The sequence below is a fragment of the Thermogemmatispora carboxidivorans genome (genome assembly GCF_000702505.1).
GTDB lineage: Bacteria > Chloroflexota > Ktedonobacteria > Ktedonobacterales > Ktedonobacteraceae > Thermogemmatispora > Thermogemmatispora carboxidivorans.
The window spans coordinates 4,047,303-4,062,682 of record NZ_JNIM01000001.1 but is presented as its reverse complement, the minus strand read 5'-3'; the positions used below and the strand labels follow the sequence as shown (position 1 = coordinate 4,062,682).

At 61.2% G+C, this 15,380-nt stretch carries 14 protein-coding genes; 11 read left to right on the top strand and 3 right to left on the bottom strand.

What is annotated here, in order from left to right:
• Positions 1-19 precede the first annotated feature (19 nt).
• Positions 20-910 carry a hypothetical protein gene (locus tag N688_RS15975; protein WP_052890214.1) on the top strand — a complete coding sequence of 297 codons (891 nt, stop codon included), beginning with the start codon at positions 20-22 and terminating at the stop codon, positions 908-910.
• A 135-nt stretch (positions 911-1,045) separates the two neighbouring features.
• On the top strand, positions 1,046-1,636 hold the full coding sequence (locus N688_RS15970; protein WP_052890213.1) for a hypothetical protein: 591 nt from the start codon (positions 1,046-1,048) through the stop codon (positions 1,634-1,636).
• A gap of 21 nt (positions 1,637-1,657) precedes the next feature.
• On the opposite strand, the gene N688_RS15965 is transcribed toward N688_RS15970, so the two are convergent.
• Positions 1,658-2,899 carry a potassium/proton antiporter gene (locus N688_RS15965; protein WP_052890212.1) on the bottom strand — a complete coding sequence of 414 codons (1,242 nt, stop codon included), beginning with the start codon at positions 2,897-2,899 and terminating at the stop codon, positions 1,658-1,660.
• Between the two features lie 169 nt (positions 2,900-3,068).
• Positions 3,069-3,956 carry a class I SAM-dependent methyltransferase gene (locus tag N688_RS15960; protein ID WP_052890211.1) on the bottom strand — a complete coding sequence of 296 codons (888 nt, stop codon included), beginning with the start codon at positions 3,954-3,956 and terminating at the stop codon, positions 3,069-3,071.
• A 370-nt stretch (positions 3,957-4,326) separates the two neighbouring features.
• Between N688_RS15960 and N688_RS15955 the strand changes: the two genes are divergently transcribed.
• Entirely contained in the window at positions 4,327-5,271 is a 945-nt protein-coding gene (locus tag N688_RS15955; protein ID WP_156025463.1) for a hypothetical protein, read from the top strand.
• Positions 5,272-5,397: 126 nt separating this feature from the next.
• Positions 5,398-5,742 (top strand): heavy-metal-associated domain-containing protein, encoded by a 345-nt coding sequence (locus tag N688_RS15950; protein WP_081838913.1) that lies wholly within the window; start codon positions 5,398-5,400, stop codon positions 5,740-5,742.
• A gap of 111 nt (positions 5,743-5,853) precedes the next feature.
• Here the strand turns inward: N688_RS15950 and N688_RS15945 are convergent, their stop codons facing one another.
• On the bottom strand, positions 5,854-6,432 hold the full coding sequence (locus N688_RS15945) for a hypothetical protein (protein ID WP_052890208.1): 579 nt from the start codon (positions 6,430-6,432) through the stop codon (positions 5,854-5,856).
• Between the two features lie 799 nt (positions 6,433-7,231).
• On the opposite strand from N688_RS15945, the gene N688_RS15940 reads away from it, so the two are divergent.
• The 7 genes from N688_RS15940 to N688_RS15905 all read left to right on the top strand — a co-directional run bounded on the left by N688_RS15940 (position 7,232) and on the right by N688_RS15905 (position 15,206).
• On the top strand, positions 7,232-7,720 hold the full coding sequence (locus N688_RS15940) for a hypothetical protein (RefSeq protein ID WP_156025462.1): 489 nt from the start codon (positions 7,232-7,234) through the stop codon (positions 7,718-7,720).
• Positions 7,721-7,741: 21 nt separating this feature from the next.
• Positions 7,742-8,041 carry a hypothetical protein gene (locus N688_RS15935; protein WP_052890206.1) on the top strand — a complete coding sequence of 100 codons (300 nt, stop codon included), beginning with the start codon at positions 7,742-7,744 and terminating at the stop codon, positions 8,039-8,041.
• Positions 8,042-8,095: 54 nt separating this feature from the next.
• Positions 8,096-9,043 (top strand): hypothetical protein, encoded by a 948-nt coding sequence (locus N688_RS15930; RefSeq protein ID WP_156025461.1) that lies wholly within the window; start codon positions 8,096-8,098, stop codon positions 9,041-9,043.
• A 320-nt stretch (positions 9,044-9,363) separates the two neighbouring features.
• Positions 9,364-10,215: a hypothetical protein gene (locus N688_RS15925; RefSeq protein WP_052890204.1), complete on the top strand. Its 852-nt coding sequence runs from the start codon at positions 9,364-9,366 to the stop codon at positions 10,213-10,215.
• Positions 10,216-10,891: 676 nt separating this feature from the next.
• A complete protein-coding gene (locus tag N688_RS15915; protein ID WP_052890202.1) occupies positions 10,892-12,211 on the top strand; it encodes an outer membrane protein assembly factor BamB family protein in 1,320 nt (439 codons plus the stop codon).
• A gap of 160 nt (positions 12,212-12,371) precedes the next feature.
• The gene (locus tag N688_RS15910) at positions 12,372-13,700 is read left to right on the top strand and encodes an outer membrane protein assembly factor BamB family protein (protein WP_052890201.1); all 1,329 of its coding nucleotides are present in this window, start codon (positions 12,372-12,374) and stop codon (positions 13,698-13,700) included.
• Between the two features lie 177 nt (positions 13,701-13,877).
• Positions 13,878-15,206, top strand: a complete 1,329-nt coding sequence (locus N688_RS15905) for an outer membrane protein assembly factor BamB family protein (protein ID WP_052890200.1) — start codon at positions 13,878-13,880, stop codon at positions 15,204-15,206.
• Positions 15,207-15,380 lie beyond the last annotated feature (174 nt).

The following is a 15,380-nucleotide window of genomic DNA, read 5'->3' as shown; positions in this document are numbered from 1 at the left end:
AGAAGAGCCAGAGCCAGTGATGCAGCCCGATCCTGCGCGAGCGACCAGAAACGAGAGTGGCCTGCGCCTGCTAGGCATCCTCATGCTGATTGTCATTCCTGTCAACTGTGCCCAGGTTCTCCTTTCAGCCTATCTCGGCCCGCTTGTTCCCAAACTGGCCCTCTACAATGCGCAGCAGGTCACTTTCTTCCTCCTCCTCGCCCTCTGCATCCAGCTAGTCGGGTCCAGTGCCTCGCTCGGCTCCTACGTCGTAGCTCTGCTCATCACGGTGTCCTTCTATCTGGCGGCTCTGCAGGCCATCCTCGTCGCCCAGAGCTGGCCCCTTTTTGCCTGCCCGCTGGCCTTCGTCCTGCTCAGCCGCTGGTCCGTAGTGACAGCACCCCGGCCTGCCGGAGTCGGAGGCGGGGGGGACAGCTTCAGAGCCGTCTGCCTGGTGGCCGTGCTCGTTATGATCATGCTGGCCGACCTGCTGGCGCTCTGGTGGCAGCCTCCACTGGCGGGCCTCCTGCTCGGCATCCCGACTGTTCTGCTGGTCTGGCGTTTCCCGCGACTGGAAGACGACAGGCGCCTGGTCATTACGCGCGTCATCGTGCAGACCACGCTGCTCCTGGTGGTGCTCTCGCTCCTGGTGGGCCTGGGGCAGCTTGTTGGCCTGCCGCGTGGCCTGGTGGCCCTCTTCTGCTGCTATCTCAGTACCGTTGGGGGGTCTCCCACCTTCAGCGCTCGTGATCGTCTTGGCCTCTGGCTCACCCTGGTCTTTTTACTCCTCTGCTGCTCCTACTACCTCGCCAGCGCCACGGTTCCCGACTCGCTGAGCTGGACCCTGACCCTCGGCAGTCTGGCTTGCCTGCTGGGGGCCATACTTGCCCTCTGGCTGCTGCCGCGACAGCGCAGGCTGGCGCGACTATAATCCATTCTCTCTCTCTGGTTGTGCTGCTTGCCAGCGGACGTTAACGGGAACTTTCGGCCTTCGGCCAACGTCCTGCGTGTGGGGACTCGCTGACGGCGAGCAATGATGCACCGACAGAAAGGGGAGAGAAGACGCATGCCCCCAGGCAGAGGAAGCGCTCTCGGGCTACGCCGCCATACCTGCCTCCTGCTGCTAGTCAGTCTGCTTGTTCTCCTCAGCGCTTGCTCCGGGAGGAGTAGTACAGCAGGCAGTGGGCAAGGCTCAGGGCGGCTGGCCATCTCATGGGCCGAATTCTACCGGGACCTGGGCAGTCTGAAGCGAGCCTCTGCCCTGGCGGTCGAAGGAACCATTGTCGCCATTGACTCCCAGGCCGTCGAAGATGGCATTCCCTTCACCGACTTCCGTTTGCGTGTCAGCCGCCTCCTCTACAATCCGCGGCACCTGCTGCAAGGAGATGGTCAAGGGAGCGAACTGATCATCCACCAGACTGGCGGCCTCCTCAACGGAGAGCAGGTTTCCGTCCAGGATGATCCGCTTTTCCAGATCGGTGAAGGGGCCATCCTCTTTCTGCGCCCGTTTCGTCCCGGGCACTACCTGGTCGTCGGTGGCCCCAGCGGTCGCTTTCGCCTCCACAACGGGCTGGTCACCCCCATCACCGACGAAGGCATCAGGCTCAACTGGCCCCTGACCGAAGAAGAGTTCAGAGCCGCCCTTGACCGGGCCTGAAACGGGGAGGCCGGGCGCGGCCTAGTCTGATGCTGACGGAGAAGCCTCGGGAGCGGGAGCCTCTGACGCCGAGGCCGGAGCCGGTCGGGCCACGCCCAGCCAGCGCGCCACCAGCGGCACCGTTGTGCCCTGCAACAGCACGGAGGCCAGCACCACGAAAAAGACCAGGTCGAAGAGCAGTTCCGCCCGAGGCAGCCCTGCCAGCAAAGGGAAAGTCGCCAGCACGATTGGCACCGCGCCACGCAGGCCCACCCAGGCCACAAAGAGCTTCTCGCGCAGCGGCATGCGTCGCAAAGGCAGCAGCGCCAGCAAAACCGCCAGCGGGCGGGCCACGAAGACGCTCACCAGTGTGATCAGCACCCCAGCCAGGGCCACCGCCGGCAAACGCGACGGGAAGACCAGCAGGCCCAGAATCAGAAACATGGCGATCTGCATCAGCCAGGCCAGACTGTCGTGAAAGCGCCCGATGCGCTCAATGCCCTCCACCCGACTATTGCCCAGCAGCAGCCCGACCAGATAAACGGCCAGAAAGCCGCTGCCGCCCAACAGCGCCGTAACCGCGTAAGTGAAGAGCGCCAACGCGATCGTCAGCACCCGATAGAGGCCCTCGACGTCGAGATGCAGCCGAGCGATCAGCCAAATGGCCAGCCGTCCGATCACCAATCCCAGCACCAGGCCGATGCCCATCTGCTGCCCAAAGAGTAGCAAGATGCTGAGAGGCGAAGTCGCCGGCTCGCTCAGGAGACGGATCAGGCCGAGCGTCAAAAAGACCGCCATTGGATCGTTGGTGCCCGACTCCAGCTCTAGCAGCGGGAGCAATTGGCCACTGAGGCGCAGATTGCGGGCCGCCAGCACACTGAAGACTGCCGCCGCGTCGGTGGCCGAGATCAAGGCCCCTAACAGGAGGCCCTCCAGGGGCGATGCGTGGAGCAGCCAGACGGCGAACAGGGCCACCACAAGAGCGCTCAGCAGCACGCCGAGCGTCGAGAGCAGCAAAGCGCCACCGAGGGCGGGGCGCACCGCCGACCAGCGTGTCTCCAATCCCCCGGCGAAGAGAATCAGCACTAAGGCCACGATACCCACCGCCTGGGCCAGTTGCGCATCGTCGAAATAGATTCCGCCCGGACCATCCGAGCCGGCCAACATTCCCAGGCCCAGAAAGAGCAACAGCGCCGGAATTCCCAGCTTGCCGGCAATCTTCCAGGCCAGCACACTCAACAGCAACAGCAGCGACGCAACCAGCAGCGTGCTCTCAAAATGCATCAGCTTCTCCCTCCCGGCACCGCACTCGCCGTCTCGCCAGCGATCGTCTCGGCAAGGCGGCCTCTCTGCCTGCTTCTCTCTTTTACGATAGCAGCAGCGACAACCCCGGCGCAAGACGAAAGAGCCGAGCTGGAGCGCTGTCGATGAGGGCGTGAGTGGGCGACCGTCCTTACTGGGGGCGTTGGCCGTAGATCACATAGAAATTGCAATAGGTACGGTACTGTTCGCACTCGTGCAGCCAGGCCGTGGCAAGCTGCTGATACTCCTCAATGCTGGCGCCGGTCGTCGCCGCCACCAGAGGCGCGATTGTCTGATTGCCAGCGGCGAAGTCTGTGCGGGCCATATTGCCCAGACGACCGCCCCAGTCTCCGATAGGAATTGAGATGACCTGAGCCGTCACGTGCAGCAGGCCAGTCTCATGCAGCATTGACTCCAGGCGAGGGGCCATCTTCAGGTCAATTCCACGGCTCTGGCAGGCTGCCGCGATGAGCTGCAGCATGCGCGTTGTGGCCGGGCCGCTGCGCTGAAAGAGCGGATCAACCTCGACCAGCTCCAGCCAGCCACCGGGGCGTGTCACGCGCACCAGGTCCTGGATCACCAGCGGCCAGCGATCCGCCGGCAGGGCGAAGACAAGGAGGCGCTGATGGACAAAATCGAAGCTGCCAGCGGAGAAAGGGAGGCCGTCGAGCAGGTTGCCCTGGCGGAAGGTACAGTTTGGCGGGAATGAGGGTGAGGCAGACGGCAGGTTGAGGTCGAGGCCGATCAGATGAGCTTCGGGAAAGAGCTGAGCCATCTCTGCCAGCCAGCGCCCGGTGCCGCAGCCAACATCGAGGATGCGCTTCGGCTCTACGATGGGCGCCAGATAGTTGCTGCGCAAGGCGTAGCGCAGCATGTAGTGCTGGAAATCCAGGCGGTTGACCTCACGGTCATCCTTGGGTAGCATATAAGGAACGGGTACATTGTCTTCAGTGAGGCTGGTGGGTCGGTTGGCGTAATCGTAGACCTTGGCGGTGGATGGGCGGGATTGCGCAGATTTGCGTCGAAACCACCTCAGCATGTCCTACCTCTATTTCCTTTTCACAAATGAGTCAGGGTTTCTCAGACGAGCAGGTGATTGGGATGGCTGTCTCACATGAGCCATTCGCGCATCACTCTCCTACGGGTAGAATTATATGGACATATAAGCCAGCTGTCAAAAGAGGCTGACCAGGAATGGCAGCGCAACAGAGGAGGAGCCAGGCAATCAGAGAGAAGGTCAATGAGTCGCGTTGACAGTCGATGCGCAAGCCTGCTACACTACACAGATAGAAGGCGAGTCGGCAGCCCAGGAATGCTAAGGCCGGACCGGATGCCGAGCGAGTATGGCGTGGCTGCTGCTCTTCGGCGTGAACCCTTTGTCTGGCGCTCTGTTCGGGAGAAAGGTGCCTATGCTCGGTAGACTCCGAGGGCCGTTGCAGTCAATCCTCGCTCGTGATCATTCGCTGCCATGGATGATCACGCTCTTCCTGACGATAATGACCGTCGTCGTCTTTGCGATCCTGCTGCCTGAGAGCGCCAGGCGTCAGGCTTTCAGCGTACCTAGCTTCCTCCTGCTAGCTCTTGTTATCAGCCTGAACCTGGAGCGGCCCGAGCGTTCAATCACGCCGGGCGGCTATCTGGTCTCCATGCTCGTCTATCTGGCCTTCACCGGCGTGGCGTTTCTGACAATGCTGACCGGGTACGGTCTTCTTCTCCTCGTTACGCCCTGGCTCGTGGTGCTGCTCTCGTTCATCTTTTCCCGGGAAGGACAGTTGAGTTTCTGGTGGCGCCTGCTGCCAGGAATCGGATGCGTGCTCTTTCTGGGGCTGCTGGCTCTGGCGGATCTGCGTGGCCTCTGGTGGCAGTCGCTGCTGCTTGCCCTGGCCTGCTGCCTGCTGGTCTTGATCGGCGTGAACTGGCACTACCGCAGTAACTGGCTTCAGGGCGTGTTCATCTCCTGTCTGCTGATCGTGCTGGCTGGACTGCTCACCTGTGGTCTGGGGGCGATCGGCCTGGCTCAAAGTAGCCGACTGGAGCGTGGGATGATGACGGCCTTTGTGGGTATCTTGTGCACGTCCCAGGCCAGTCTTGTTCATACGCTCAAGGGACGCCTATTCGTCTGGTCGTGCGTCCTCCTCCTCTTGCTGGGCGTTTCCTACCTCTGGGTGGCGCATACCCCTCTCACTACTGGGCTGGCTCTGGCGAGCGGCGCTCTGCTCGTCGAGGCCTTGCTGGGCAGCTGGCGACTGGAGATCTCGCGACTCCTCTCACCGACCCCCATTGATACAGATACAGATGACGTGCTGCTGGACAGGCCCTTTGAGGAGGAAAGCGACGAGTCAGACGATTGTTGAGCCGGGCTGGCCGCAATCTCCTTGGGAAAAGACCTGAGAGAAAAATACGGGAGAAGCCTCATGACAGCTAGAAAGGCTCTCCTGTATAGTCAAGGCGGTGGCAGATAGGGCCAGTCAGGCCCTCGTATGGCTACCAGTAGTTCTGTTCGTGAAGGGATGGTGAAGGAGATGAAGCGTGAGGAGATGGCGGACGTGCCTGGCCAGAAGCTGACGACGGTGGTGCTGCACATTCCCAGTCTGCGCTGTGGGGGCTGCCTCAAGCGCGTCACGGAAGCCCTCGGGGCTCTCCCTGGCCTGGAAATCGTCGCCACTGCCTTGCCGACCAGGACGGTGACCCTGCGCTACGCGCGTGGGCAACTGGGGCCGGAGCGGATCGCTGAGGTGGTGCGGACCTGTGGTCATGTGCCGAGCGAGCTGAGTGAGGCCGACGGCGCCGCGGGAGAGCTGCGCGCGACCGAGCTGAATGGCTAGTCGCTGGAGAGGAAGAGGCGACAGCCGGCGTGGACCGTCGGAGCTGTCAGGGCTGTCGCCTCTTTCGCTTTCAGGTAGGGGGCTGCTCGGCCCGGCCCGGCTTGGGCTGGCTTAGCGCAGTGGGGACTGCCAGGTGAAGGAGCTGCGCGGGGCCAGTGGGCCGTCGTACGACCAGGCTGGCGGTGGGTGCGCCGGTCCAGGCTCGGCGGCGCGCAGCAGGCGGGCCGTTGTGGGATCGAATTTCACGTGCAGCAGCGGTGTGCTCTCTCCCTGCTGGTAGACCAGCGGGACGGCGTAGACAGGTCGTCGGGGCGGCTGGGAGGCTGCTCCTTCCACCTCAGCGGGGAGGGCCTCTAGATATGGCTCGACCTCCTCTAGCAGCTTGAGTACGGTGACCGGGTTGGCGGAGGCCTCGCACAAAATTACCTCCTGCCAGGAGGTCGGGTCGGCCTCGCGCTGGGGCAGCGCCAGACAGAGCAGGAGCAGCTCATGGCCGTTGAAAGAGATTTTTTCAAAGTGGCCCTCGACCAGCTGGTAGAGGCTCAGGCGCCAGCCTGGCCAGCGGCTGGCTCCGGGGCACTCGCAGGGGTTGCAGTCGCAGGGATTGCAGGAACAACTACAAGCGCGGGCGCCTGCCAGGTTCCCCTTGAGCAGATACGAAGCAGATAGGCGGGTTTGCACGGTCTGCATATGGCTCTCGAACTCCTCTCCAGTGAAAGGCAACAGACAAGACGGGGGCTACTACGATCGTTGATTGTCTGGCAACTGAGAAAGAGCGCGCGTCGGTGAAGATCAAGAGACTCGCCTCGTCGCCGTCGGCTGGCGCTGAAAGCCCGCGCGGGCTGCGGTGCGTATCTCTCATCAACCGGACGCCGGATCGCTCTGCGCGTGGCAGGCTACTTGCCCTTCTCACCTCCTTAAGCATCACCAAAGCAACCAAGCGATAATAAGTTCCTCTAAAAAGAGTATACGCTATAGATGCGTAGAAAATCCACCCGTATCTTTCCTAAGCTCCTACCAGAGAGTACCCTAGGGAGAAGAGCGGAAGGGTGTCTGAGCGTTAAGTCGTCTCGGCTTACTGTGCCTGCTTTCCTCTTCTCTTCCTCTCAATTCAGAGGGAAGTCGATTGCACTTGACAGACATAGCTCTGCCGGTTATACTCACAGCCAGCAGGAGCCTTTTAAGGGAGAGCAATCATAACAGGAGGCATGGACGCAGCGCTGCACCTGTAGTAGCTTTCTCCATGCGAACTGCGTTGAGGCTGTCGGTGCCAGGCTGGACGACGTTGTTTGCAAAGGTCCTTTATTTTTTTCTAGAAGACCGATCATTCCTGAAGCCTGACCCTTGCCCTGATCCCTCCCCCCTCTCGGATGCTGCTTCTCTCTGCGTCTCCTGCTGTGGAGGGAGATCCTGGTTGCCGGCCTGGCCCAGGTGCAGGCAGATCCTTTTCCACGCGCTGCTTTACTCCCCTCTTTCCCAAGACCTCGGCATGTTTGGACCCGCCCATGTGCTTGTGCTTGAGTCTGGAGCCAGGGAGCAAGGGGAGACCGCCAATCCAGAGGAAGCGTCTGCCGCCTGGCAGGAGCGGCAGAACGGCTACGACGGTCTCAATCGGCTGCTGTGGTGTAACGGCAGCAACATCCCTAACGGCGCCTGGGTTGCCGACACTTACGACAGCACCGCCAATGAGAACGTAGGCGTGGGTCGCGTAGCTGGCGAGCGCTTCAGCGGTCCGGCCAATCTCAGCGGCTCCTACTGCTATACCTATGATGCATGTGGGCGGCAGATTGCCGAGACCATCATTGTCACTGGCGCCAGCGAGACGGTGCAGACCAGCCTACAACGGTGCCGGTTGCTCACCAGCCAGACCTACTTGTTGGACCCATACCTGGGCTTGGGAGGATCCAGTTGGCATAGAACCCGATTCCAAGCAAGCAAGATTGGAAAGCGGCTCCGGCTCAGGAGGGCTGGAGGATAGGAAAGGAGAAAACTGGTTGCGATGAACACTGAGGCTGAACACCCCTCTGCTGAGGGGCGATTTCTGCACTATAGGGGCTGGCTGAGCCTATGCAGCTCCTTGCTGGTGATGGCTGAGGGGGTGGCTGGTCTCTACCACGTCTTGTGGGGAGTGGTGGTGGGGTGGGTGCTGCAAGTGCTGTTGCTGCGGCATTGCGAGCGACTCAGCCAGGTGGAAGCGCACGAGGAGGCGGTGCAGGCGGTGTGGCGGGAGCAGCTGGATCGGCTGTTCTGGATCATGTGTACAGGGATCATCGTAGCGCTCATGTTCGCTACGAAGTAGCGGCTGCTGGCCTGAACCAGTATAAGGCAGTCCTTGAGAGGGGGAACATCCATCATGCGGGTCTGGTCAGTGCGCGGCACTGTGTTGCTGTGGGCAGCAAGCATAGCGCTCATGGGGGTGGTCGTCTGGCAGCAGCGGTTGGCGCTCTGCTTTCTGGCGGAGGGGGTGGTGGCCCTGGGGGCATGGGGACTGGTGAGCGTGCTCTTGTGGTGGCTCCAGGAGGAGGCGCTGAGTGGGGAAGGGCTGGTGGGGCAGAGTGAGGGGGGGACAGAGGCAGAGACAAAGCGGCTCTCGGTGGTGGTCGGTCCGTGCTTTGTGTGGTTAGTGGGAGCGTTGCTGTGGGGCAGCTGGCTGAAGCTGATTCCTGCCGGGCCACAGCAGCCCCGCTGGCTATGGGTGGGAGAGCAGGCGCTGGCAGGAGCGTTTATGACAGGGGTGCTGGTGCTGGAGCTGCGCGTGGGCTGGCTGTTAGGGCCGGAGCTGGCCCGCCTGAGCCGGTGGGTGCTGCCGCGCTGGTGGCGCGGGTGGCGAGCTTCAAGAAGGGGAGCCAGGGGTGTTGGCTCGCTGGCGCTCTGGCTGCTGGCGGTCGTCGTGGGGGTGGGCGGCTCGCTGTGGCTGGAGCAGGGGCTGCTCTGGCGGCTGAGTCTGAGTGCGCTGCTGGTGGGGCTGGGAGCACTGGGGTTCCGCTTGCTAGTCTGGCTTGCACGTTTCGGCCTGGCCCGTCGGACACGTTTCTGGGAATCCCTGTCGCGAGTGTGGATCTGGGTGCTGGTGCTAGCAATGGGCGTGCTCTTCATGCTGGCGCTGGGGATGACGGTGGGGCAGATCTGGTTCAATCTCTGGCCTGCCAGCGTGGGGCTGGCGCTGCCTGGGGGTGGCTGGCAGGTGGTGATGGAGGTGCTGCTGCTGCGGCTGGCCTTCTGGTGTCTTGCTGGCGCAAGTGGCAGATCTGGGAGCTGGTCCGATGCAGGCGGCAGGGAGGAGAGCCCAGCTCGATGGTGAGAGAGAATAGCGCTGGGTTGAAGCATGAGGAAGCGGGCAAAGGCTATTTTCATCTGTGTGCTGCATTATCTTGTCGCCGTAGGGATGGCTGCCGTGCCGCCTGAGTGAGAGGAGAGCAGGGCGACCGGGAGCGGTTGGCAGCCGGCAACAGAGCCGTGTTCTCCATCAGCCTCTTGTTGGTGGAGCTAGAGCGGTGACCTCTGCTCCGGCGGTCGATTAGGCGATGAGGGCGTGAGGGGTGTGGAGAGAGATGCTAGCTAAAGGGTCCTTGCCAGACAGTTGATGAGTACCTGTGTTTGCAAGGGAAGGAATGGTAAGAGATGCGCAAAACTATGAACATCGCTGTGAAGGATCAGCAGTTGCTAGAGCGTCTGGAGCTAGGCAGGCCGCTGGCTGCCTTTCGGACGAGGCGGTGGTTGCGCGTGAGCTGGTGGGGACTGCTAGGAGTGGGGATTGGAGTGGTCGTCTTGGTCCTGTGGCGGAAGGGGCCAGGGGACCTCGCCTTCCTGTCAGCGCTCCTGGCCGGGTTCGAGGTAGCTTCCGCCGGGGAGCTGCTGGGCTTGCGGCGGAGGCTGGTGGTCGGTGAGGAGGGATGGATAGAGCTGCAGGGGTTGGTACGGAGAACCTGGGTGGTTCGCTGGGAGCAGGTGCGGGAAATCAGGCGGGAGCCGTGGGGCTGGCGAGTGGTTAAGAAAGGAGGGGGAGAGCCGGAGTGGCTGCTGCCGAGGCTCTATGAGGGGGAGGAGGAGCTAGAGCAGCTGCTGGAGGAGCGAGCGGCAGCCGTGGGGAGAACGTTGAAGGGGTGGGAGAAGGCGAGGGCAGAGAGGAGATGGAGGCAGGGGGTGCAGGCGGTGGGATGTGGGGCAGTGGTGGTCTGGGGAGGACTGGTCGTTGGGCTGGTGGCAGTCAGCCCGGAGGTGCGCCATGAGCTGCTCAGGGGGGTGCAGGAGGAGGGTCTGCGGGGGCTGGTGGGGAACCTGGTGGAATTGGGGGGGGCAGCGCTGCTGCTGATGCTGCCCATAGCGGCATTGGTATACCCCATAGGCCTGCTGGTCTGGAGAGTAAGCCAGGGGCTGAGGGAGCTTGCTGAAGAAGAGGCAGCAGAGCAAGAGCAGGAAGAAGAGATAGAAGAGCAGAGAGCTGATGATGGCGGAGACGGTGGAGGGGAGTGAGCAGGAGCAGGACCCGTCTGCGTCCGTGAGAGGCAACGCGGAGACGCGGACCAAGCCGACAGGACACGATGAGACGGTGCTGAGGGGTATAGAAAGAGAGAGCTAGTAGAGCTGGCAATCCAGTAGATGAGCTATTTCGAGAAGAGTTGGAGGTGCCTCCTGTCCAGCTGCGCAAAGGTTAGCAAAAGGGAGGGGGGTGTGAGATGGACGATGGTCTCCAGCAGAGGACAGAAGACAACAGATCGCTGGCGAGTCTTCTCGTTGATAGTATTGACTATTGTCAATATATCTGCTATAGAGTAAGTGACAGCAGGAATAGAACGTTGCAGATAGAAGCTGCTAATGGGGAATGGGTAGCTCCTGATGAGTCTGGTGAACCTGGAGCGGAGACCGCCGACTGCCTCATTGGGGGCGGCCCTCTGTGCTGTGGCTATGGTCCGACTGCAGACTTGTGGTATCAGCCCTGGTGGGCACTCGCTGGGGGTAGAGAAACTGGCTCTCTGCGGAAGAAAAGTGCTAACGCTCTTCTCTACAGCGAGGGAGCCAGTCAGCCTGATGGCCGGCTGTCCACCTATCATAATGAGCAAGCTCAGAACCTGACAAAGCAGTCCTGGCAAGAGGTCGGATGCACTCTCTCCCCCGGCTTTTAGGCTCGCCGATTGAAGGAGGGAAGGAAGTGTCTCGTCTGTTGCTCGACACAACGAAGTGGGCAAGTCTGCTGATGTTCAGCCTGGTCTTCCTCATAGGAACGATCTCTGCCTGTCAGCCATTGTCTCTCCTGTCGAGTGCTGTGCCTCTGAGTACTGTTCCCTGTGGGGCTACAGGGGACCAAGTACTATTCAGAGGGCAGGCTCGCGCTGATGGTCAAGGGCAAGCATTGCTCTACGTAGGTGATCACGATCGTCTCTACGCGATTGATGGGCAGCGGGGAAGAGTGCTGTGGTGCCGGCGGCTGGTGGATACGGATAGCGAGGAAGAGAGTATAACCCCCGACTTTGCGGCACTGAGGCGTAGTGGTCACAGTCTCTATAGCGGAACAGACGAGGGGAGACTGGTGGCTCTCGATGCAGACAGCGGACAGGTGCGGTGGGTGGCAGAGAATTATGACTTCTTTGGTAATGAGGATTGGGAGGCGCCAACGGTAGATGAGCAGAGAAAGCTCATCTATGGAGTAGATAGTAGCATTGGCTTCTATGCCGTCGGGAGCACGGACGAGAAGATGCGCTGGCAGCAGAATCTCAGCCAGGGGCTGCCAGCGAAGTCGCAGGTACTGCCAAGGCTGCTACCGAAGGTCAGTGGGAATGTGGCAGTGGCAGCAGTATCGGTCTACACGGGAGCAGGTTCCAATACTGAGAACCTTCTCTTACTGGGAGTGGAGGCGCAGACAGGGAAGCGCTTGTGGGAGCACCTCTGGCCGTTGGGAGAAAATTTACGCCTGCAAGAGCCATTGAAGGCGGAGCAAGGAGTGATCGGCCTGCTGATCGACGGGAAGGGACTCCTGGGGATACGCGTGACCGATGGCAAGCTGCTCTGGGAGATACAGCTGCAGGAAACGTCTTACTCCAAGCTGGTTGGTGCAGCGGAAGGCGTCTTCTACCTGCAGATTGAGGCGGGAAAGCATCCGCAGCTCTGGGCGGTGGAGGCGGCGAGCGGGCGGGTACTCTGGAAGGTGACCGCTGAGGAAGAGGGGGGCCTCTGGACGGCGGCGGACAGACAGGCGCTCTATCTGACAGGCGAGGGTGGAGGGCTGGAAGCGCTAGAGATAGGCAGCGGGCATAAGCTCTGGAGGCAGCAGATCGCCGCTAACGCCGGCGATGACTGGATGCCAATGAGTCAGCCAGTAGTAGAAGGAAATACGGTCTATGTTCTCACGAGTGGAGTGGAGGCCAACGGACCCTATGTGCTGCACGCGGTGGACCGCGCGAGCGGAAAGGTAGAGTGGGAGATGACCTTTGGGGAGAGAGGCTATTGGATCGTGCCAGTGCTGGGAGCCTGAGCCAGGGAAAAGAAGGAAGCATGAATGAGCGATCTGGAGAAAAACAGCGCAGCGAACTGCACTCTGTCAAAGAGGCCCAGGTCCTCATCAACAAACTGTTGGCTCTTTCGTCGTCAGCGTCGGCGGAGGATAGTGCTGAGAAAGGAGGAGCATTGAGATCATGAAAGGGCAGTCGCCCGGGTTTGCGCGCCCCTCCTGGAAGCTGTTCTTCGGGTGTGTCTGGCTGCTGGTGGGTCTGCTGGGTTGCCAGCAGACGCCGCCAAGCGTGTCCCTGGAGACGGTGCCCTGCCCTGCGGCTCAGTCGCAGGTGCAGGTCAGCAGGCTGGCTGAGCCTGCTGGTGGGAACGAGCCAGCAATGAGCACGCTCTATGTAGGGCTGAGTACATGGCTCTATGCGCTGGATACCGGCAGTGGGCGCCCGCGCTGGTGCCGACTGCTGCGCTGGAAAAGCACTCCTCTCTATGCCCTCTCAGGTTTCGAGCCGATCGCGCGTGGTGGGCAGGCGCTCTACGCTAATACCGCCGATGGCTATCTGCTGGCACTGAAGGCGCAGAATGGGGAAATTCGCTGGCAAGCAGAGATGAAATTGATGGCTTTCAGCGGGGAATCCTGGATGGTGCCAGCCGTGGACGAGACGGTCGGACAGGTCTATCGGGTCGCTCTGAAGAGGGTAGAGGCGCTAGACATGAACACTGGGCGAGGGCGATGGAGCTATGCGTTCCCAGGGAATGCCAGCGTTTATCTCATGCCGGTGGCGGCTGGGGGAATGGTCTATGTCGTGGGTGGTAGGTTATCGGCACCGCAGGGGGGAGGGCCGGAAGTGATAGGACTCGATGCGCGCACAGGGCGATTGCGCTGGCAATTGGGCATCCCTGAAGGGTTTCTCCCTGATCAGCAGCCACGGGCGATGCTACTGGGGAATGGAGTGCTTTGTTTGGACTACGAAGGCCAGATCCTTGGGATAAGGGCCAGCGATGGGCGACGACTGTGGCAAGTGAGCCGTGCGCAATGGCGAGATTGGGATCTGGATTACCAGCCACTGGCAATAGGCCAGGGCTGGCTCTATCTGGTGGAGAAGGCCAGGCAGACAGGGAAGATACGGGTGAGCGTACTGCGGCTGCTGGATGGACGGGAGGGCTGGTCGGTTGAACTGACGGGAGGGTTTGACCGTGTAGCTGCGCCGTTGCAAGGGGGAATAGACGGGAAGATGCTCTATCTGGTTGATGGACAGGGATGGGTGACGGCGCTGGATGGGCAGAACGGGCGAATACTCTGGCAGAAGCAACTAGCAAGCCGCCGTAATGGGGGAAGCATCCCGAGCCGCCTGGTAGTGGGGGGGAGCAACGTCTATGTGTTTCTGGCACTCCCTGGCGAAGAGGAACATTTTGTCCTGCATGCCCTGGCAAAGGAGAACGGCCAGGAGAAGTGGAATGTGGCGCTACCGTTGCCCGTAGGCCAGGGCTGGCCGATACCGGTCCTGGCGGGCTGAGAGCAGGAGAACACGGGGGAGGAGAGCGCGCCTCTGGCCCCTCCCTCTTCCTGGGAACAAAAGAACATTATCGTACTCGATAGGTGCAGCGTGTAGATCTCATGACTGGAAGCTTGAGGCAAAGTTGCGTCTTTGTCTTTAGAGGGGTCAAGGTCAGAATAGACGGAGTGTGCGCTCGTGAGCAAGCGATGGCAGAAGTTTGCACGCGCCTCGTGGAAGCTGTTCTTCGGGTGTGTCTGGCTGCTGGTGAGTCTACTGGGTTGCCAGATGCCGCCGCCCGTGCAGATGGAGACGGTGCCCTGCCCGGCGGCTCAGTCGCAGGTGCAGGTCAGCAGGCTCAGCCAGCCTGCTGGTAGGAACGAGCCAGCAGAGACCACGCTCTATGTAGGGCTGAGTACATGGCTCTATGCGCTGGATACCGGCAGTGGGCGCCCGCGCTGGTGCCGACTGCTGCGCTCGAAAGACACTTCTTACAGCGACCTGTTAGGGTTTATGACAATCACTCGTGACGGACAGAATCTGTACGCCAATACCGCGGATGGCTATCTGCTGGTCCTGAACGCTCAGGACGGAACGGTTCGCTGGGGGGCGGAGGATTTAGACTCTCTTGATGACGGCTGGGGAGTGCCAGCGGTCGACAAGGCAGCCGGGCTGGTCTATCGGAGGGATGTGAAGCTGGTAGAGGCACTGGCAGCGAACGATGGGCAGAGCCGCTGGAGCTATCAGCTCCCTCAGAAGGAGGCCAACCGAACAACGACAGGGGTCGAACTGATGCCTCTGGTGGGAGAGGGGATGGTCTATGTCGTAGGAGATGATTTACTGACAGTGCCAGAGAGATCTGCTCTGGTGGTGGCTCTGGACGCACGCACGGGGCAGCCGCGCTGGCAAAGGAGCTTTCCAGAAGGGCGTGATCAACAACCGATAGCTATGGTGCTGGGAAATGGGGTGCTTTGCCTGGATCTGTCACAGGGGGTTATCGCAATAGACGCTAACGACGGGCGACAGCTGTGGCAAGCGAGCGGATCACGATGGCTTGCTTTCGAATATCGGCTACTTGCTGCGGGGCAGGGCTGGCTCTATGTCGCAAAGGATGTGGAGCAGGAGCAAAAGCTGCAGGTGAGCGCGCTGCGGCTGGAGGATGGAGAGGAGGGCTGGTCGGTTGAATTGCCAGGCGACTTCGAGTTCGATTTGGCGCCGGTGCAAGGGGTGTTAGAGGGAAAGGTGCTCTATCTGCTGGATGCGCGAGGACAGTTGACGGCACTGGATGGGCAAAGCGGACGAGTGCTCTGGCAGTTTCTGCCAGTCACCAGTCAAGAGCGGGGGCTGCGTCCGAGCCGTCTGATAGTGGGAAAGAGCGAGATCTATCTGTTTAGAACAGCATCGGGTGGATTAGAACGATTTGTCCTGCATGCCCTGGCCAAGGAGAGCGGGCAGGAGGAATGGAAGATAGTGCTACCGCTGCCCCTGAACGAGGGAGAAGACTGGCAGCCGGCGCTGACCAACTGAACAAGGAGCCATCCAGGGGAGAGCAGAGCGCTGCCCGCGACCTCCTCTCCCCTGTAGATGAGCGCCAGCGACGGGAAAGGCCCGCAGGCAAGTTCAGCTCCCTCCGGCTCTCTGGCTTAGCTGGATAGCTTGCAAATGACTGGGGAAGCTTGACGGACGGTCAGCAGATACGGA

Excerpts from the sequence above, each read along its gene's own strand:
- N688_RS15975 (WP_052890214.1), top strand. The coding sequence starts at position 20 with ATGCAGCCCGATCCTGCGCGAGCGACCAGAAACGAGAGTGGCCTGCGC.
- N688_RS15970 (WP_052890213.1), top strand. The coding sequence starts at position 1,046 with ATGCCCCCAGGCAGAGGAAGCGCTCTCGGGCTACGCCGCCATACCTGC.
- N688_RS15965 (WP_052890212.1), bottom strand. The coding sequence starts at position 2,899 with ATGCATTTTGAGAGCACGCTGCTGGTTGCGTCGCTGCTGTTGCTGTTG.
- N688_RS15960 (WP_052890211.1), bottom strand. The coding sequence starts at position 3,956 with ATGCTGAGGTGGTTTCGACGCAAATCTGCGCAATCCCGCCCATCCACC.
- N688_RS15955 (WP_156025463.1), top strand. The coding sequence starts at position 4,327 with ATGCTCGGTAGACTCCGAGGGCCGTTGCAGTCAATCCTCGCTCGTGAT.
- N688_RS15950 (WP_081838913.1), top strand. The coding sequence starts at position 5,398 with ATGGCTACCAGTAGTTCTGTTCGTGAAGGGATGGTGAAGGAGATGAAG.
- N688_RS15945 (WP_052890208.1), bottom strand. The coding sequence starts at position 6,432 with ATGCAGACCGTGCAAACCCGCCTATCTGCTTCGTATCTGCTCAAGGGG.
- N688_RS15940 (WP_156025462.1), top strand. The coding sequence starts at position 7,232 with ATGTTTGGACCCGCCCATGTGCTTGTGCTTGAGTCTGGAGCCAGGGAG.
- N688_RS15935 (WP_052890206.1), top strand. The coding sequence starts at position 7,742 with ATGAACACTGAGGCTGAACACCCCTCTGCTGAGGGGCGATTTCTGCAC.
- N688_RS15930 (WP_156025461.1), top strand. The coding sequence starts at position 8,096 with ATGCGGGTCTGGTCAGTGCGCGGCACTGTGTTGCTGTGGGCAGCAAGC.
- N688_RS15925 (WP_052890204.1), top strand. The coding sequence starts at position 9,364 with ATGCGCAAAACTATGAACATCGCTGTGAAGGATCAGCAGTTGCTAGAG.
- N688_RS15910 (WP_052890201.1), top strand. The coding sequence starts at position 12,372 with ATGAAAGGGCAGTCGCCCGGGTTTGCGCGCCCCTCCTGGAAGCTGTTC.